This window comes from Micromonospora sp. DT233 (assembly GCF_049841815.1).
Taxonomy (GTDB): domain Bacteria; phylum Actinomycetota; class Actinomycetes; order Mycobacteriales; family Micromonosporaceae; genus Micromonospora.
This window is the reverse complement of record NZ_JBNCLB010000003.1, coordinates 229,499-246,449: the sequence shown is the minus strand read 5'-3', so window position 1 is coordinate 246,449 and position 16,951 is coordinate 229,499. Positions and strand designations below refer to the sequence as shown.

General features: G+C 75.6%; 16 protein-coding genes. 7 read left to right on the top strand and 9 right to left on the bottom strand.

Annotation, left to right across the window (positions count from 1 at the left end):
* The first annotated feature begins 47 nt into the window (after positions 1 to 47).
* On the top strand, positions 48 to 734 hold the full coding sequence (locus ACLQ2V_RS09155) for a hypothetical protein (RefSeq protein WP_425717965.1): 687 nt from the start codon (positions 48 to 50) through the stop codon (positions 732 to 734).
* 20 nt (positions 735 to 754) lie between these two features.
* Here ACLQ2V_RS09155 and ACLQ2V_RS09150 read toward each other — a convergent pair whose 3' ends face one another.
* Both ACLQ2V_RS09150 and ACLQ2V_RS09145 read right to left on the bottom strand, forming a co-directional pair.
* Entirely contained in the window at positions 755 to 1,654 is a 900-nt protein-coding gene (locus ACLQ2V_RS09150; protein WP_425717964.1) for a ribokinase, read from the bottom strand.
* A 67-nt stretch (positions 1,655 to 1,721) separates the two neighbouring features.
* A complete protein-coding gene (locus ACLQ2V_RS09145; protein ID WP_425717963.1) occupies positions 1,722 to 2,555 on the bottom strand; it encodes an ABC transporter ATP-binding protein in 834 nt (277 codons plus the stop codon).
* A gap of 131 nt (positions 2,556 to 2,686) precedes the next feature.
* Here ACLQ2V_RS09145 and ACLQ2V_RS09140 point away from each other — a divergent pair, with 131 nt between their 5' ends.
* Both ACLQ2V_RS09140 and ACLQ2V_RS09135 read left to right on the top strand, forming a co-directional pair.
* The gene (locus ACLQ2V_RS09140) at positions 2,687 to 3,709 is read left to right on the top strand and encodes an ATP-binding cassette domain-containing protein (protein WP_425717962.1); all 1,023 of its coding nucleotides are present in this window, start codon (positions 2,687 to 2,689) and stop codon (positions 3,707 to 3,709) included.
* Entirely contained in the window at positions 3,706 to 4,713 is a 1,008-nt protein-coding gene (locus ACLQ2V_RS09135) for an ABC transporter permease subunit (protein WP_425717961.1), read from the top strand. Before ACLQ2V_RS09140 ends, ACLQ2V_RS09135 begins: the two co-directional genes overlap by 4 nt.
* A 32-nt stretch (positions 4,714 to 4,745) precedes the next feature.
* Here the strand turns inward: ACLQ2V_RS09135 and ACLQ2V_RS09130 are convergent, their stop codons facing one another.
* Entirely contained in the window at positions 4,746 to 5,921 is a 1,176-nt protein-coding gene (locus tag ACLQ2V_RS09130) for an ROK family transcriptional regulator (protein ID WP_425717960.1), read from the bottom strand.
* A gap of 177 nt (positions 5,922 to 6,098) precedes the next feature.
* Between ACLQ2V_RS09130 and ACLQ2V_RS09125 the strand changes: the two genes are divergently transcribed.
* Entirely contained in the window at positions 6,099 to 7,553 is a 1,455-nt protein-coding gene (locus ACLQ2V_RS09125) for a glycoside hydrolase family 3 N-terminal domain-containing protein (protein ID WP_425717959.1), read from the top strand.
* 128 nt (positions 7,554 to 7,681) lie between these two features.
* Here ACLQ2V_RS09125 and ACLQ2V_RS09120 read toward each other — a convergent pair whose 3' ends face one another.
* Positions 7,682 to 9,193 carry a cation:dicarboxylate symporter family transporter gene (locus tag ACLQ2V_RS09120; protein ID WP_425717958.1) on the bottom strand — a complete coding sequence of 504 codons (1,512 nt, stop codon included), beginning with the start codon at positions 9,191 to 9,193 and terminating at the stop codon, positions 7,682 to 7,684.
* Positions 9,194 to 9,288: 95 nt separating this feature from the next.
* Positions 9,289 to 9,993: a GNAT family N-acetyltransferase gene (locus tag ACLQ2V_RS09115; protein WP_425717957.1), complete on the bottom strand. Its 705-nt coding sequence runs from the start codon at positions 9,991 to 9,993 to the stop codon at positions 9,289 to 9,291.
* Between the two features lie 250 nt (positions 9,994 to 10,243).
* Here ACLQ2V_RS09115 and ACLQ2V_RS09110 point away from each other — a divergent pair, with 250 nt between their 5' ends.
* Positions 10,244 to 10,435 carry a DNA repair protein gene (locus tag ACLQ2V_RS09110; RefSeq protein ID WP_425717956.1) on the top strand — a complete coding sequence of 64 codons (192 nt, stop codon included), beginning with the start codon at positions 10,244 to 10,246 and terminating at the stop codon, positions 10,433 to 10,435.
* A gap of 95 nt (positions 10,436 to 10,530) precedes the next feature.
* On the opposite strand, the gene orn is transcribed toward ACLQ2V_RS09110, so the two are convergent.
* Entirely contained in the window at positions 10,531 to 11,121 is a 591-nt protein-coding gene (gene orn / locus ACLQ2V_RS09105; RefSeq protein ID WP_425717955.1) for an oligoribonuclease, read from the bottom strand.
* Between the two features lie 74 nt (positions 11,122 to 11,195).
* Between orn and ACLQ2V_RS09100 the strand changes: the two genes are divergently transcribed.
* Positions 11,196 to 12,485, top strand: a complete 1,290-nt coding sequence (locus ACLQ2V_RS09100) for a glycosyltransferase family 87 protein (protein WP_425717954.1) — start codon at positions 11,196 to 11,198, stop codon at positions 12,483 to 12,485.
* A 150-nt stretch (positions 12,486 to 12,635) separates the two neighbouring features.
* Here ACLQ2V_RS09100 and ACLQ2V_RS09095 read toward each other — a convergent pair whose 3' ends face one another.
* The 3 genes from ACLQ2V_RS09095 to ACLQ2V_RS09085 all read right to left on the bottom strand — a co-directional run bounded on the left by ACLQ2V_RS09095 (position 12,636) and on the right by ACLQ2V_RS09085 (position 15,832).
* Complete coding sequence (locus tag ACLQ2V_RS09095; protein WP_425717953.1) at positions 12,636 to 13,235, bottom strand: hypothetical protein; 600 nt, start codon at positions 13,233 to 13,235, stop codon at positions 12,636 to 12,638.
* Positions 13,236 to 13,420: 185 nt separating this feature from the next.
* Positions 13,421 to 14,146: a YcnI family protein gene (locus ACLQ2V_RS09090; protein ID WP_425717952.1), complete on the bottom strand. Its 726-nt coding sequence runs from the start codon at positions 14,144 to 14,146 to the stop codon at positions 13,421 to 13,423.
* Positions 14,147 to 14,161: 15 nt separating this feature from the next.
* A complete protein-coding gene (locus ACLQ2V_RS09085) occupies positions 14,162 to 15,832 on the bottom strand; it encodes a copper resistance CopC/CopD family protein (protein WP_425717951.1) in 1,671 nt (556 codons plus the stop codon).
* A gap of 424 nt (positions 15,833 to 16,256) precedes the next feature.
* On the opposite strand from ACLQ2V_RS09085, the gene ACLQ2V_RS09080 reads away from it, so the two are divergent.
* Positions 16,257 to 16,871, top strand: coding sequence for a sigma-70 family RNA polymerase sigma factor (locus ACLQ2V_RS09080; RefSeq protein ID WP_425717950.1), 615 nt, complete (start codon positions 16,257 to 16,259; stop codon positions 16,869 to 16,871).
* The last annotated feature ends 80 nt before the right edge of the window (positions 16,872 to 16,951 follow it).

Sequence of the window (16,951 nt, the reverse complement as noted above, 5' to 3'; positions counted from 1 at the left end):
GGCGGCCCGCTCCACGTTTGTTGCCGGCCCGACGCACACTGGTGGGCATGGCGATTTCCCTTCCCCGGCCGGCCGCCGTCGTCGGCCTCACCCGCTCCGCCCTCGACCAGGCGCTCGGCTCGGCCGCCTCCGTCGCGGCCGTGCCGACGCGCGCGTTCGCGCTGCTCGACGGCGTGGAGGCGCTGCTGAGCCGGATCAACGCGGTGGTGGACCGGATCGAGGGGACGCTGGAGCGCACCGACCGGGTGCTCGACGACGCAGAGGCCGCCGTGCGGGAGGTCGCCGTCATCAGCGCCGCCGCGACGACCGCCATCGAGAACGCCACCGAGATCGCCGCCACGGCGGCCGTGGTCGTCGGCGAGGCGCAGGTGGTGGCCGGCCGGGTCGCCGGGACGGCCGCCGCCGCCGGGGAGGCCGCCGGCACCGCCGCCGAGCTGTTGGCCGCGTACGAGCCGGCGCTGCGGCGCGGCGCGCCGATGGCGGCCCGCTTCGTCGAGCAGCTCAGCCACGAGGAGGTGACCGCGGCGATCCGGCTCATCGACGAGCTGCCCAAGCTCAAGGAGCACCTGACCGCCGACGTCCTGCCGATCCTGGCGACCCTGGACCGGGTCGGCCCGGACCTGCACGCCCTCCTCGACGTCACCCGGGACCTGAAGCTCGCCGTCGCCGGCATCCCTGGCCTGGGCATGCTCCGCCGCCGGGGCGAGAAGCTGAACGAGGACCCCACCCCCTGACCCGACCGACCGGGGCGCGGTCAGGCCGGGCGGGCGTGCAGCTCGTCGATCTCGGCCCGCTGGGGCAGCGCCACGGACGCGCCGAGCCGGCGTACGCAGGCCGCGCCGGCCGCCGCCGCCCAGCGCACCGCCGCCAACAGGTCCCGCCCCTCGCCCCAGGCCACCGCCAGCGCCGCGGTGAACGCGTCGCCGGCCGCCGTCGAGTCGACCACGTCCACCCGCACCGCCGGCACGTGTACCGCCTCGGTGCCCCGCTCGACGTACCAGGCACCCTCGCCGCCGATGGTCAGCACCGCGCGGGGCACGAGCGCGAGCAGCGCCCCCGGGTCGTCCCGGCCGCGCCCGGTGAGCGCCTGGGCCTCGTTCTCGTTGACCACCAGCAGGTCCACGGCGGCGAGCAGCTCCGCCGGCAGCGGGCGGGCCGGTGCCGCGTTGAGGACCACCCGGGTGCCGGCGGCGCGGGCCGCCAGCACCGCCTCGGTCACCGTGGGCAGCGGGATCTCCAGCTGGGCGAGGAGGACGTCCGCCGCGCGCACGGCACCCAGCTCGCCCTCGGTCAGCCCGGTGAACGCGCCGTTCGCGCCGGGGGTCACCAGGATCGCGTTCTCACCGTCGGCGCTGACCATCACCAGGGCGACGCCGGAGGTCCCGTACACCACCCGGAGCTGGCCGGTGTCGACGCCGGCCGCGGTGATCCGGGCCCGCAGGGTGACCCCGAACGCGTCGGAGCCGATCGCGCCGAGGAAGGCGACGGAGCCGCCGGCCCGCGCGGCGGCGATGGCCTGGTTCGCCCCCTTGCCGCCGGGGACCATGACGAAGTCGTCGCCGAGCAGCGTCTCGCCGGGGCGGGGCAGGGCCGGCGCGGTGGCGACCAGGTCCATGTTGGCGCTGCCCACCACGACCACCCGGGTCTGCTGCACCACGGCCTCCTCGATGAGTCGACGTCCCGCCGGAGTGTAGGGCCCCGCGCCGACAGAGTCGGTGCGCTCAGGCGGCGCGGGCCGCCCAGCGGTCGCCGACCCGGTCGACGGTCAGCGGCAGGCCGAAGGTCTTGGAGAGGTTCTCGGCGGTCAGGGTGTCGGTGAGCAGCCCTTCGGCGACCACGCCGCCCTCGCGCAGCAGCAGGGCGTGGGTGAAGCCCGGCGGGATCTCCTCGACGTGGTGGGTGACCAGGACCAGGGCCGGGGCGTCCGGGTCGTACGCCAGCTCGGCCAGCCGGGCCACCAGGTCCTCGCGCCCGCCCAGGTCGAGCCCGGCGGCCGGCTCGTCGAGCAGCAGCAGCTCCGGGTCGGTCATCAGCGCGCGGGCGATCTGCACCCGCTTGCGTTCCCCCTCCGACAGGGTGCCGTACGCCCGGTCGGCGAGGTGGCCGATGCCGAACTGGCCGAGCAGGGCGTGGGCGCGCGCGGTGTCGGTGCGGTCGTAGCTCTCCCGCCAGCGGCCCACCACCGCCCAGGCGGCGGTGACCACCACGTCGAGCACTCGTTCCTCGGCGGGCACCCGCTCGGCGAGGGCGGCCGTGGAGAGGCCGATGCGCGTGCGCAGCTCGTTGACGTCGGTCCGGCCGATCCGCTCGCCGAGCACGTGCGCCGTGCCGGTGGTCGGGTGCAGCCGGCCGGCCGCCAGGCTCAACAGCGTCGTCTTCCCGGCCCCGTTGGGGCCCAGCACGACCCAGCGCTCGTCCAGCTCGACCCGCCAGGTCACGTCGTGCAGCAGCGCGGTGCCCGACCGGCGTACGCCCACGGCGTCCAGGTCGACCACCAGGTCCGCGTCCACGGAGGCGGGGGCGGGGGCGGCACCGGGGGTCAGGTCACCAGTCACCCGAACATCCAACCACGCACCGCCGTGCCGCCCCCCACGGGCGGCGTCCACGACCTAGGGTGATGCGCCGTGGCGTTGGTCACCGCACCGGGGAGGAACCAGATGCCGTACCGCCGTCGGAGGCATGCCGAGTGAGCGCCGTCATCGAGATCGAGGGGCTGCGCAAGACGTTCCACGGCCCGTCCCGCAGCCGGCAGGTCGCCGTCGACGGCTTCGACCTGCTCGTCGGCCGCGGTGAGGTGCACGGCTTCCTGGGGCCGAACGGCTCGGGCAAGACCACCACGCTGCGCGCCCTGCTGGGGCTGGTCCGCGCCGACGCGGGCCGGATGCGGCTCTTCGGCGAGGAGCTGCCCCGCCGGCAGGGCGCGGTGGCCGGGCGGGTCGGGGCGATCGTGGAGACGCCGCAGTTCTTCGGCAACTTCACCGGGCACCGCACGCTGCGGCTGCTCGCCCTGGCCGGTGGGGTGCCGACCCGACGGGTCGACGAGGTGTTGGAGCGGGTGGGGCTGCACGGCCGGGGCCACGACGAGGTCAAGGGCTACTCGCTGGGCATGCGCCAGCGGCTCGCGGTGGCGTCGGCCCTGCTCAAGGAGCCGGAGCTGCTGATCCTGGACGAGCCGGCCAACGGGCTGGACCCGGCGGGCATCCGGGAGATGCGGGACCTGATGCGGGAGTTGGCCGCCGCCGGGGTGACGGTGCTGCTGTCCAGCCACATCCTCGGCGAGATCCAACTGATCTGCGACCACGTGACGATCGTCTCCAAGGGCCGGCGGGTCGCCGCCGGCGCGGTGCACGACGTGCTGGCCGGTCACGACCAGCACGAGTGGCGGGTGCGGGTGCCCGAGCCGACGCGGGCGGCGGAGCTGCTGCGCGAGGCCGGCCTGCCGGTGGACGAGCACGCCGACCACCTGGTCGTCGGCGGGGTGCCGGACGCGGGGGAGATCAGCCGGCTGCTCGGCGAGCGGGGCCTGTGGGTCAGCGAGCTGGCTCCGCTGCGGCCGGACCTGGAGAGCGTCTTCCTGGAGCTGACCGACGAACGGACCCACGATCCCCACCCGCCCGGTCCGGCGTACGTGCCGCCGCAGGCCCCGGACGGGGCACCGCTGATCGACCTCGGCGTGCTCGCCGACGACGCCAGGGAGGCGAGGGCGTGAAGCTGGTCCGGGCCGAGTTGGAGCGGCTGGCCGCGCGCCGCTTCGTCCAGCTCATGCTGGCGCTGCTGGTGGTGGCGTTCGCGGTGACCGCGGTGACCACCCTGGTCGGCTCGCACCAGCCGTCACCTGGCGAGATCGCCTCGGCCCGGCAGGCTGCGGTCGAGGAGCGACAGGCCCTGGAGTCGACGTTCCAGAAGTGCCTGACGGCGATGCGCGGGGGCCTGCCGCCGGAGGAGGCGGAGAGCTTCCCGGAGGACTGCTCGGTCTTCGACCCCGCCCAGCGGGAACGGCTGCCGGCGACCGCCGACCACCTACAGGGGGTGTTCAACCTCGCCGACCAGGCCCGGCCGCTGCTGTACCTGCTGATGGCGTTCCTGGTGCTGTTCGGGTTCCTGGTCGGCGCCTCGTACATCGGGGCGGACCTGGCCACCGGCGGGGTGGTCAACCTGCTGATCTGGCGGCCCCGGCGGCTGGCCGTGCTCGGCGCGAAGCTGGGCACGCTGCTCGGCGCGCTGACGGCGGTGTCGGTGCTGGCCTCGGCGGCGTACGGGGGCGCGTTCTGGCTGATCGGGCAGACCGCCGGCATGCCCGGGGAGACCGGCGGGGACTTCTGGCCGTCGCTGGGGCTGATCTGGGCCCGTGGGGTGGTGCTGGTGCTCCTCGTCGCGACGGCCGGCTTCGCCATCGCCACGTTGGGCCGGCGGACGGCGGCGGCGCTCGGCGCGGTGATGGCGTACGCGGTGGTGTGGGAGCTGGGCCTGCGGGTGGTGGTGGAGGTGGTGGGCATCCCCCGGGGCGAGGACTGGATGCTCTCCACGTACTTCGACGCCTGGCTGACCGGGCAGGCCCGGCTCGCCGACTCCACCGTCTGCCAGCACGTGAGCGGCTACTGCGACAGCTCGTACGTGATCGGTTGGGAGTCCGGGCTGGCGGTGCTGCTGGCGGTGATCGGCGGGCTGACGCTGGCCGCGTTCGCCGCGTTCCACCGCCGCGACCTGATCTGAGGCCGCGCGCCCCCGGTCCCGGCCGGGTGCGGTCAGCTCACGGTGCTGCCGAAGAGGTCGTCGCGGACCGCGTCCAGGGCGGTGCGCAGCGCACCGTGCAGGACGGGCTCCTCGGTCAGCCCGGTCGGCACCACCCGGGGCTGCACCAGGGTGATCGCCGCGACCTCCCGCTGCACCCGGTCGGCGAGCGCCGCGCCGCCGGCGTGCCCGACCTCGCCGGCGAGCACCACCAGCGGCGGGTCGAGCACCACGCAGGTGCTGGCCACCCCCAGGGCCAGCCGGCGGGCCAGCTCGTCGAGCAGCGGGCCGCCGGCGACCTCGTCCTTGACCGCCGCGCGTACCGCCTCGGCGGCGTCGTCGGCGGCGAAGCCGTGCTCGCGGGCCACCGCCAGCACCGCGTCGGCGCCGGCGAGCCGTTGGAAGGCCGGCTTGGCCCGCCGGGAGACGTCGCGCGGGATGGGCGCGCCGGGCACCGGCAGGTAGCCGATCTCGCCGGCCGCGCCGGTGCTGCCGTGGTGCAGCCGACCGCCGAGCACGATCGCCAGGCCGATGCCGGCGCCCACCCAGACCAGCACGAAGTCGTGCAGTTGCCGGGCCGCGCCGGACTGCGCCTCGGCGACGGCGGCGAGGTTGACGTCGTTCTCGAAGACGACCGGGGTGGCCAGGTCCTCGCGCAGGGCGGCCAGCAGGCCCCGGTGCCAGCGCGGCAGGTTGAACGCGAAGGTGATGTCGCCGGTGCCCGGGTCGACCAGGCCGGGGGTGCCCAGCACCACCCGGCGTACGGCGGCCAGCTCGGCCCCGGCGCTGCTGGCGGCCTGCACGACGGCGTTGTGCACCACGCCCACCGGGTCGTCGGTGTCCCTTGTGGAGAGCTCCACCCGGCCGGCCGTCGCGCCGGTGATGTCGGCGCACGCCGCGACGACCCGCTCCGCGCCGACGTCCACCCCGACCACGTACGCGCTGCCCGGCCGGACGGCGTAGAGCTGGGCGTTCGGGCCCCGCCCGCCGGCCTGCTCGCCGACCCGGGTGACCAGGCCGCGCTCCTCCAGCCGCTCGACCAGCTGGGACGCGGTGACCTTGGACAGCCCGGTCAGCTCGCCGAGCCGGGCCCGGGTCAGCGGGCCCTGTTCGAGGAGCAGCTCCAGCGCCGCTCGGTCGTTGAGTGCCCGCAACAGGCGGGGGGTGCCGGGCAGCCGGGTCGCACTCATGCCACGTCCTCATTAGCTTTCGTAAACTTTGCCGACCAACCGACCAGCAGACGGGTGCCCGTAGCGTAACGGCCGCCCGGAACCGGGGCGGTCGGACGACCCGGCAGCCGCCGGCGACCCGCCGGCGGCCCCGGCCCGACGTTCGTGTGCCCTCGCCGGCACCGGAAGGGGACACCCGTGGGGATCGATCCAGGACTGCGCCGACTCGCGCTGGGCACGCTGCTGGCCGCCTACCCGGGGCCGGTCCCGCCGGGCTGGGCCGTCGACCTGGTCGACGCGGGGCTGGCCGGGCACACCCTCTTCGGCACGAACGTGCACGACCCCGCCCAGCTCGCGGCGAGCACGGCGGCGCTGCGGGCGGCCCGGCCCGACGTGCTGGTCGCCATCGACGAGGAGGGCGGCGACGTGACCCGGTTGGCGCATGCCACCGGCAGCCCGTACCCGGGCAACGCGGCGCTCGGCGCGGTCGACGACCCGGCGCTGACCGAGCGGGTGTACGCGGCCATCGGGGCGGAGCTGGCGGCGCTCGGGATCACCGTCGACCTCGCCCCGACCGTGGACGTGAACACGGCCGACGAGAACCCGGTGATCGGCACCCGCTCGTTCGGCGCGGACCCGGCCCGGGTGGCGGTGCACTCGGCCGCCGCCGTCGCCGGCCTCCAGTCCACCGGCGTCGCCGCCTGCGCCAAGCACTTCCCCGGCCACGGGGCGACGATCGCCGACTCCCATCACGAGCTGCCGACCGTCGACGTGTCACCGGCGGTGCTGCGCCAGCGGGACCTGCCGCCGTTCGCGGCCGTGGTCGACGCCGGGGTGCGGGCGATCATGACGGCGCACATCCGGGTGCCCGCGCTGACCGGGGACGCCCCGGCGACCTTCAGCCGGGCCATCCTGGTCGACCTGCTGCGCCGCGAGTACGGCTTCACCGGGGCGGTGATCACCGACGCGCTGGAGATGCAGGGCGCGGTGCTGGCCGCCGGTGGCGTCGGCCCGGCGGCGGTGCGGGCGCTGGCCGCCGGGGCGGACCTGCTCTGCATCGGGTTCAAGGTGGACGCCGAGTTGGTCGAGCGGGTGGTCGCCGAGATCGTCGACGCGCTCGGCGACGGCCGGCTGGAGCGGGCCCGCGTGGAGCAGGCCGCCGGCCGGGCCGCGGCGCTGGCCGCCTGGACCCGGGCCGCCGGGGGCCCGTTGCCGCCCACCACCGACCTGGGGTACGCCGCCGCGCGGCGGGCCGTCCGGGTGGAGGGCGACCCCGCCGGGCCGGTCGCCCCGCTGGTGGTGCAGCTGCACGCCGCGTCCACGGTGGCCGAGGGGCGGGTGCCGTGGGGGCTCGGCCCGCACCTGTCCGCCGCGCTGGAGCAGGTGCGGGTGGTGGCCGCCGAGACCGACGTGACGGCCCTGCGGGCGCTCGCCGGTGCCCGGCCGATCGTGCTGGTCGGCCGGAACCTGCACCGGCTGCCCGACTGCGCCGACCTGGTGGCCGCGCTGGCCGCCGCGCATCCGGTGACGGTGGTCGAGATGGGGTGGCCGGGCAGTTGGCGGCCGGCCGGCGCGCGGGCGTTCGTCACCACGTACGGGGCGAGTCACGCCAACGGGCGGGCGGCGGCGCAGGCGCTGGGCCTGACCGGCTGACCCCGCCCCGTCGCGCCGCGCGGGAATACGTAGCGTCATGGACGCCGCAGACCTGACGCGCGGGCCCGGGGAAAGCACGCGGACCGTGGATCCGGCCGGGATCCACGGTCCGCGCCCTGCCGCGGGGGTCAGCGCGGGGCGGGCACCGGGCGGGCCGGGTCGGCGACCCGGGCGTCGGCCTGGGTGCCGTCGCGCGGCACGTCGTCGTGGTCCTCGTCGAGCATGGTCGCCTCGTCGAACGGGTCGTGGCCGGCCAGCACCCGCCGCGCCCGGTCCCGGTCGAAACCGTGGGTCCAGGTGCCCACCAGCACGGTGGCCACGGCGTTGCCGGCGAAGTTGGTCATCGCCCGCGCCTCCGACATGAACCGGTCGATGCCGACGATCAGGCCCACCCCGTCGACCAGGTCCGGGCGGTGCGACTGGAGGCCACCGGCCAGGGTGGCCAGGCCGGCGCCGGTCACCCCGGCCGCCCCCTTCGACGCGATGATCATGAACAGCAGCAGCGAGATCTGCTCGCCGACCGACAGCGGGTTGCCCATCGCCTCGGCGATGAAGAGCGAGGCCATGGTCAGGTAGATCGCGGTGCCGTCGAGATTGAACGAGTATCCGGTGGGGACGGTGATGCCGACCACCGGCTTACTCACCCCGACGTGCTCCATCTTGGCGATGAGCCGGGGCAGCGCCGACTCCGACGACGAGGTGGAGAGGATCAGCAGGAACTCCCGGCCGAGGTAGCGCAGCAGCTTGAAGATCGAGATCCGGGCCACGAACCAGAGCAGCAGGCCGAGCACCACGAAGATGAAGATCACGCACGTGGCGTAGAAGCCGAGCATGATCTGGGCCAGGCTCTTCAGGGCGTCCACGCCGGTCGCGCCGACCACGGCGGCGATCGCGCCGAACGCGCCGATGGGCGCCAGCCACATGATCATCGCGAGCACCTTGAAGACCACCCGCTGGAGCACGGCGATGGCGTTGATCACCGGTTCACCGCGCGCCCCGAGGCTCTGCACCGCGAAGCCCACCAGCAGCGCGACCAGGAGCGCCTGGAGCACGTCCCCCGCCGTCAGCGCGGAGAACAGGGTGGTCGGGATGATGCCGAGGACGAACTCGACGGTCCCCTCGGACTCCCCGCTGGCCGCCTTCCGGCCCGCGCCGGCCAGCGCCTCGTCCAGTTGCAGCCCCGAGCCGGGGTGGATCAGGTTGCCGACCACCAGGCCGATGCCGAGCGCCACGGTCGACATCAAGAGGAAGTAGCCGAGGGCGAGGCCGCCGACCTTGCCGACCTGCGCGGCCTTCCGCACGGAGCCCACGCCGAGCACGATGGTGCAGAAGATCACCGGCCCGATCATCATCTTGATCAGGTTGACGAAGCCGGTGCCGAGCGGCGCGAGGGACTTGCCGAAGTCGGGGAAGAGCAGCCCGACCACGATGCCCGCGACGACTGCCGCGATGACCGCGAGGTAGAGGTAGTGGGTGCGGTCCTTGCGCCGCGACGGTTCGGCGACGCTGTCCCGCCCCGCTTCGGCGACGGGCCCCCGCCCACCGGGCCGACCCGACCCGGCCGGCGGATCCTGCGGGCCGGGTCGGCCTGCGGGGCCCGGCTCCGCCTCCGAGTCGGGATCCGGTTCCGATGGGGGCACAGAAGAGCGGTTATCGGCCATGCGGCCACCTCTACCCCACCGTGTCGGTCATCACACCGGCGGGAGTGGATCATCGGCGCCGGCCGATGGGCTGGTCACGGCGGGTACACCCCGTACGACCGCCAGCCCCGGTCGGCGAAGCCGGCGGCCTCCGCGACCCGCGCCGACGCCGCGTTGTCGCGGCGGTGCCGGTACGTCGGTACCGCGCCCTCGTCGAGCACCCGGCGGGCGGCCCGCGCGACCAGGCGCCGGGCCAGCCCCCGACCCCGGGCGGCCGGCACCGTGCCGACGGCCAGCTCGTGGCCGTGCGCGTCGTGTCGCTTGATCGCCACGCCGGCCAGGTAGTTCCCGTCGGCGTCGCGGACCACCAGCACCTCCCGGTCGAACAGGCCCAGCCACCCGGGCAGGCCGGGCTCGGTCGGCCGGACCCACTCCCCCACCTCGGGCAGCGGGGCCGGGGCCACCGTCCATCGGAACACGTCGTCACTGCCCACCCAGCGTGGCTGGCCCACGGCGGCCGGCAGGCCGGCCAGCAGCCGGTCCGGGCGACGGGCCAGCTCCCGGACCGCCCGGACGTGCCGGGTCGGCACCGAGAGCACCGCGCCCCGGCCGTCGTCGACCGCGATCGCCGGGCGGAGCCGGCCGTCCCAGGCCGGCAGGTCCCGCCGGTACGAGCCGACCACGTGCAGCCCCTTGCCGGCCGGCCACCGACCGAGCCAGGTCGCCAGGTGCAGGTACAGCCGCCGGTCGAGCACCGGTCGCCCCCCTCCGCCGCGCCGCCGCCTCGACGGTGGCAACATGATCATGGTACGCCGCTCGGGGCCGGCGGCGCCCCTTCCGCCGATCTCCCGGCCCGGCACGCCGACGGCGGGACGGGCCGGCCGGCGTTCCCGCGGGCGGATTGGGCCCGTCGTGGGCGGGTAGTCGTACCGGAAGATCACCGATGACTGTCGGTTCCCCGCCCGGTTGCCGGTGACGGGAACCGGACGCATCGATCGAGCGTCATACCCAGTTCCATACCTGGACAACTTTCTCTGGGACGGTGTAGTCATGCCGAATTTGCCTGAGCACAGGCACCAGCAGGACACGGCGGGCCGGTGGCGCGCGGTCGCGCACTTCCTGGCCCAGCCGGCGTACCGCGAGGCCCGCGACGCGCGCCGGGCGGAGCCGGCCCTGAGCTGGTCGGAGCTGGACCGGCTACCGGCCGGCGCCTCCACCCGACGCGGCCTGACCGCCCGCTGACGCCCGCCGCCCGAGCGCGGCACCGGCCCAGGCCCGGCGGGCTCGACGGCTCGGGGTCCGGCCCCTCGGAGCCCGACCGCGCCCGGCCTCGCCGGTCAGAGCTCGGCGGCGATGGCCTTGGCGGCGTCCACGTCCGGGCCGGGCAGCGGGACGAAGACGGTGCGCCGGTAGTACTCCAGCTCGCGGATGCTCTCCCGGATGTCGGCCAGCGCCCGGTGCGCCAGGCCCTTGCGCGGCTGCCCGAAGTACACCCTCGGGTACCAGCGCCGGCACAGCTCCTTGATGGACGACACGTCGATCATGCGGTAGTGCAGGTGCGCGTCCAGGCGGGGCATGTCCCGGGCGATGAAGCCCCGGTCGGTGGCGATGGAGTTGCCGCACAGCGGCGCGGTGCGCGGGTCCTTGACGTGGCTGGTGACGTAGTCGAGCACCAGGTCCTCGGCCTCGGCGAGGGTCACGGCGGAGCGCCGGACCTCCTCGGTGAGACCGGACTTGCCGTGCATCGTGCGGACGATCTCCGGCATGCCCGCCAGCGCCGCCTCGTCGGCGTGGATCACCACGTCGACGCCGTCGCCGAGCACGTTGAGGTCGGGGTCGGTGACGAGCGCGGCGACCTCGATCAGGGCATCCCTGCCGAGGTCCAAGCCGGTCATCTCACAGTCGATCCAGACGAGGAGGTCAGCCACGCCGCACAGCCTACGCGCAGCCCACGCCACCGCGCCTCGGCCCGGTCGGCGGATCGGACCGCTAGGGTTTTCCCGTGCCAGCCGAACCGATCGCGCCACCCTCCGTCGCCGCCGACGAGTCAGGTGGCCGCCGGATCCGACGGCTGGTCACGGTGCTGGCCCTGGCGGCCGTCCTGCCGGCGCTCTACCTGCCCGGCCTGGTGCACGACTTCTTCGACCTGAAGATCTACATGCGGGCGATGGACTGGTGGGCCGCCGGCCACCCGCTCTACGACTACGCGCAGTCGGACCGGGTCCAGGGCGAGCTCTACTTCACCTATCCGCCGCTGAGCGCGCTGCTGCTGCGCCCCTTCGCGCTGCTGCCGCTGGGGCTCACGATCGCGGTCTTCACGATCCTGACCGCGCTCGCCGTGGTGGTGACCACCCGGTGGCTGCTCGCACCCGTCATCGCCCGGCACGGCCTGCGCCGGGCGTTCACGCTCACGGTGGCGGTGCTGCTGGTCTTCGCGGTCGAGAGCACCCGGGAGACGATCACCTTCGGCCAGATCAACATGCTGCTGGTCGTGCTGATCCTGGCCGACCTGCTCTTCGCGGTGCCGCAGGGGCGGCGCTGGGCGGGGGTCGGCGTCGGGCTGGCCACCGCGTTGAAGCTCTACCCCGGCATCTTCATCGTCCACCTACTGGCGGCCCGGCGCTGGCGGGAGGCCGCCGTGGCGTCGGCGACCGCCGCCGGGGCGACCCTGCTGGCGGCGGCCGTGGCCCCGGCGGACTCGTGGCGGTTCTTCACCCACGAGCTGTGGGCCACCAACCGGGTCGGCCGCACCGACTACACCGGCAACCAGTCGCTGTTCGGGCTGCTCAGTCGCCTCACCGCGCCGGCCGAGCCGAACCGGGTGCTCTGGCTGGCGCTGGTCGGGCTGATCGCCGCGTACGGGCTGCGGCGGGCCGCCCGCGCGGCCACCGCCGGCGACGCGCTCACCGGGCTGACCCTGGCGGGGCTGGTCGGCTCGCTGGTCAGCCCGATCACCTGGACCCACCACATCTACTGGTTCGTCCCGGCGGTGGTGGTGCTGGCCGACGCGGCGCTCGGCGAGGACCCGGCCAGGCCGGGTGGGGCGCGGCGTCGCCGGTGGCTGGTCGGCCTGGCCGTCGGCACCGCCGTGGTGATCGTCTACGGCGTGGTCTCGTTCCAGGACTGGGGGGTGGCCCCGGTCCGCACCGACTCGCCCGGGGACTTCCTGGTCCGCAACGCGTACGTGCTGTTGAGCCTGCTGCTGGTGGCGACCCTGCCGGTTTCGCGGGCCCCCGCGCAGGCCGCCACCCCGGGCAAAGAATCACATCAAATGGACACTCCCCCCAAGTAACGGCCCTACCGGCTAGTATTGGCACATCTCGGGCATCTCCCGTGGCACCGATCCCCGGTGCGGCGGCCCTCCGTGTCGGCAGCACGGAGGGCCGCTCGCGTTGCGGCGAACGACGCGAGGGCCGGGGCGCGCAGCCGGCGGAGCCTCCGGTCAGGAGGGCTGGCGGGCTCGGACCCCGCCGGGGGCGGCCGGCCGGATGCGGCGCGGCTCGATCCGCAGCGGTCGGGCCGTCGCCTCCGGGGTCAGCGGCGGCCAGGCCGGCGGCTTCGGCCGCGACGACGGGCCGAAGTCGGCCAGGGTGGCCGGGCGGCCGGCCGGAGCGGGCCCGAGGGCCCGACGGGGCCGCTCGGCGGCCGGGCCGACGGCCACCAGCGACCGCTCGGCATGGGCCGTCGGGGCCGGCGCGGGCTCCGCCCCGAGCCCGGCCAGCGAGGTCACCCCGAGCCGACCGGCCAGCACCGGGACCTGGTCGGGCTCGACCACGAAGACCACCTCACGGGGACGCACCGGTCGCAGCAGCAGCGCGGCGGAGACCACCAGCAGACCGCCCAGGGCCATCGACACCCAGCCCGCCACGGGCAGCCATCCGGTGCCGAGCCAGTCCCGCAGGTCGACCGCGCCGATCCGGGCGGTGAAGCCGCCGGTGGGGCCGACCCGCCGGGCGGCGAGGCCCAGGGCGGCACCGGCCAGCAGGGCCGGTGTCCCGATGGTGAGCAGCAGCATGCCGACGAGCGCGCGAGCGAATCGCATCCGTGTGGTTCCTCTCCGTGGCCGGGTACCCGCACGACCTTACCGACGCAAATCGCACAATCAGCCGATATCACCAGCAACGGCAAACGGCGCGCACCGGAAACGGGTCGGCCCGCCGGTGGGCCGGCGGGCCGACGAAGCGGAACGAACCCAGCCCGGGCCGGAGGGGCCCGGCGCGGGCGGGGTCAGGAGCGGGCGGCCGGTGACCGCCGGGTACGGACGAACGCCAGCCCGCCGAGCACCAGGCCGGCCAGCCCGGCCACCAGCCCCGCCGCGCCGAGCACGGTCCCCGTGGCACCGTCGTCGGAGTCGTCGTCGGAGTCGTCCGCCCCGGCGGCCACCGGGGCGGCGGTCCCGGGCGACGGGGCGGCGGCGGTCAGGGTGAGCACCGGGGCGGGCTGCTCCGGCTCCTCGGCCCCCGGCGTCGGCACCTCGATCCAGCGCACCACGTTGCCGTCGGAGTACGTCTGCAGCGCCTTGAACGCCATCGTCTCCACCTGCGGCAGCGGCCCCATCGAGACCGGGAACTCCTGGAACTGCCCCGGCTTGACCGCCGCGCCCCCGGTCGCCGTCCAGGTGATCTTCGAGACCGCCTCGGCGATCTCGCTGCCGTGCACCTGCACCGGCGGGTCGATCTTGCGCCGCTCCAGGGCCACCGTCCAGCCCGGCACCGGCAACGTGGAGACCGAACCGACCGGCGCGTTCTCCGGCAGCAGCACCTCGACCTTGGTCGTCGAGGCCGCGTCGCTCTCGTTGGGCACCCGGAACGCGAACCGGCCGTACCCGCCCTGGGTCGCCTGCTTCGGGTCCACCGAGACGTGCGCGGAGGCGGGCGCGGCCACGCCCAGCACCACGGCGGCGACGACACCGAGGGCGCCGACGGCGGCGACGGAACGCCGGTGACGGATCATGGGGAGTGCCTTTCGTTAACGGATCGCCACGGTGGCGCCCACCGTGGCCTGGTCGACGTCCGACGTCCGGACGGTGAAGCGGAGCTGCCAATCGCCCACGGCGGGCAGGTTGATCTCCCCCGTGGCGTGGTTGTCGGTCAGCGGCAGCAGCGGAATCTCGATCGGCTCGATCCCGGCCGACGGCAGCGCGGCGGTGGCCTTCCACTCGGCCACCGGCTGCGGCCGGTTCTCCGGCGTGTACGCGTACAGGTGCAGGGAGTTGTTGCCCCGCCGGGCCGGGTCCAGCTCGACCTGCAGGGAGTACAGCGGGCTGGACAGGGTGGTGGTGAAGTACCCGGTCGTCGCGCCCGCGACGTCGGCGGAGGCGGTGCGGGCCGGGGTGGTCTGCACCAGCACCGCCGACAGCCCCAGCACCACGGCGGTGATCGCCAGCTCCGCCACGACCGCCCGCCGCATCGACGTGGGTCGCCCGGCGGCCGCCCGCCGCCGCACCAGCGAGCGGGAGTACGCGGCGACCGCGATCACCAGCGCGAAGAGCGCGACCTTGGCCAGCACCAGCCGGCCGTACGTGGTGTCGACCAGCGCCGCCGGGGTGGCCACCTCGATGAGCGCCTGCACGGTGCCGGCCAGCAGCAGCGCCGCCACGGCGAGCGCCGCCCAGCGCGACCAGATCGGCAGGATCGCGTCGAGCTCCCGCTCGTCGGCCCGGCGCAGGAGGAACCCGGCGAGCATCACCAGCCCGCCCAGCCAGACCGCCATGGCGCCCAGGTGCACCGCGTCCACCAGCACCGACACGGCCGGGGCGGGCGAGGCCGCCGGGTGCCCGGCCAGCGGCCAGGTGAGGAGCGCGGCCCCGCCGAGGATCGCCAGGATCACCGTGTCGGTGCGGCCGACCGGCCCGGCGAAGAGCGGGCGGAGCAGGAACGCCGCCGCCGCGAGCAGGCCCAACCGGACCAGGTGCGCCGCCCCGTACGTGCTGCCCAGCACCTCGCCCAGCCCCGCGCCGGTCACGTCGAACGGGCCGCCCCCGGCGGTGTACGGCACCTGCAACCACAGCTCCGCGAGCGTGCCGAACGCGAGCAGGCCCATCCCGCCCCAGGCCAGCCGGGCCGCTCCCCGGCGCTCCAGCCGCCGGGGCCAGAGCGCGCCGAGCACCAGCGCCGGGCCGACGAGCAGCAGCAGCCCCGCGTAGCCGAGGTACTTGGCGACCTTCATCCCGTTCTCCACCACCGGGTCGGCCCGGTTGCCGGCCGCCCCGGAGTCCGTGGGGGGCGTCGACGGCGCGCCCACGGAGTAGGTGAACGCACCCGAGACCGGGTGGCTGTCGGCGGAGATCACCCGGTAGCTGACCAGGTACGTGCCCCGCCCGGCCGACGGGTCCACCGGCACGGTCACCACGGCCTCGGCGAAGGACGGCTCCCCCAGGTCGGCCCGCGCGCCGTTCGGGGCGATCACCCGGATCTTGCCCGTCACCTTGCGCACCGGCTCGCTGAACGTCAGCACCACCTCGCTGGATGCGCTGGGCACCACGGCGGAGGCGGCGGGACTGCTGCTCACCAGCACCGCGTGGGCGCTCGCGGGGGTGGCCGGGGCGAGCAGCAGGGCGACGACGGTGACCAGCAGGCCGGCCAGCGCGCCCGCGCGGGCGAGCCGGCGACGCGGAGGCCGGAGTTTGGCAGCAGTCATGCCGGCAATGCTCGCCGACGACGGGCCCACCCGGCGACCCCAGGCACCCCGGTGATCCGACGTACCCGGGTGATCCGGCGCACCCCGTGGCCCGGACCGGCCGGCGGGGCCGGGGGCGGCACCGGGGGGAGCGGCCTCACCCGCGCCCCGCCGCCCCGGCGACGGCAGCGCCCGCACGTCGTCGCCCGTCATGAGGAGGTAGTCGGGCCGCCCGCCGGGAAAGTTCCCCGAGATGCCGGCGAAAAGTCCCCGGACGGCGGGCCGCGGCGGCACCGAGAAGGCCCCGGACGGCGGGCCGCGGCGGCGCCGAGAAGGCCCCGGACGGCAGTCGGCAGGTTCCGTCGGGAGGGCGCTCGGTGGCGTACGCCATGGAAGGGCCGAAGGGCCCTGCCGGACCGTCACGTGCCGCGTACCCTGGTGTGACGTGATCCCCGCCCCACGCGAACCCGCCGCCGTCGGTCCCTGCGCCGTCGCGATCGGCGGCGTCCGGCCGCCGGGCACGCACGGCGACACCGACGCGGTCACCGAGTCGGCGTTGGCCGCGCGCGAGGGCGACCCGGCCGCCCAGGTGGCCTTCGTCCGGGCCACCCAGGCCGAGGTGTGGCGGTTCGCCGCCGCGCTCGTCGACGCCGACAGCGCCGACGACCTGACCCAGGAGACCTACCTGCGGGCGTTCCGGGCGCTGCCCGGCTTCGAGGGGCGCTCCAGCGTCCGCACCTGGCTGCTCGGCATCGCCCGCCGGGCCTGCGCCGACCACCTGCGCGCCGTGGTCCGCCGCCGGCGGCTCACCGAGCGGCTGGCCGCGCACGCGCACACCGACCGGCCGCACCCGGACCCCGCCGGGCAGTTCGGCGTCGCCGACCTGGTGCGCCGGCTGCCCACCGACCGACGCGAGGCGTTCGTGCTCACCCAACTGCTGGGCCTGTCGTACGCCGAGGCCGCCGCCGTGGCCGGGGTCCCCGTCGGCACCATCCGCTCCCGGGTGGCCCGGGCCCGCGCCGACCTGGTCGCCTCGGTCGGCGAAGGGCTCGCCCGATGAGCCCGCCGCGCCGGCCACCGGGCTCACCCGACGAGGCGGCCCGCTCGCCCGAGGAGTCCCCCCGCTCGGCGACGGGACTC

Coding starts and splice junctions, on each gene's coding strand:
- ACLQ2V_RS09095 (WP_425717953.1), bottom strand. CDS start 13,235: ATGCGATTCGCTCGCGCGCTCGTCGGCATGCTGCTGCTCACCATCGGG.
- ACLQ2V_RS09110 (WP_425717956.1), top strand. CDS start 10,244: ATGCCGAATTTGCCTGAGCACAGGCACCAGCAGGACACGGCGGGCCGG.
- ACLQ2V_RS09155 (WP_425717965.1), top strand. CDS start 48: ATGGCGATTTCCCTTCCCCGGCCGGCCGCCGTCGTCGGCCTCACCCGC.
- ACLQ2V_RS09130 (WP_425717960.1), bottom strand. CDS start 5,921: ATGAGTGCGACCCGGCTGCCCGGCACCCCCCGCCTGTTGCGGGCACTC.
- ACLQ2V_RS09085 (WP_425717951.1), bottom strand. CDS start 15,832: ATGACTGCTGCCAAACTCCGGCCTCCGCGTCGCCGGCTCGCCCGCGCG.
- ACLQ2V_RS09115 (WP_425717957.1), bottom strand. CDS start 9,993: ATGTTGCCACCGTCGAGGCGGCGGCGCGGCGGAGGGGGGCGACCGGTG.
- ACLQ2V_RS09090 (WP_425717952.1), bottom strand. CDS start 14,146: ATGATCCGTCACCGGCGTTCCGTCGCCGCCGTCGGCGCCCTCGGTGTC.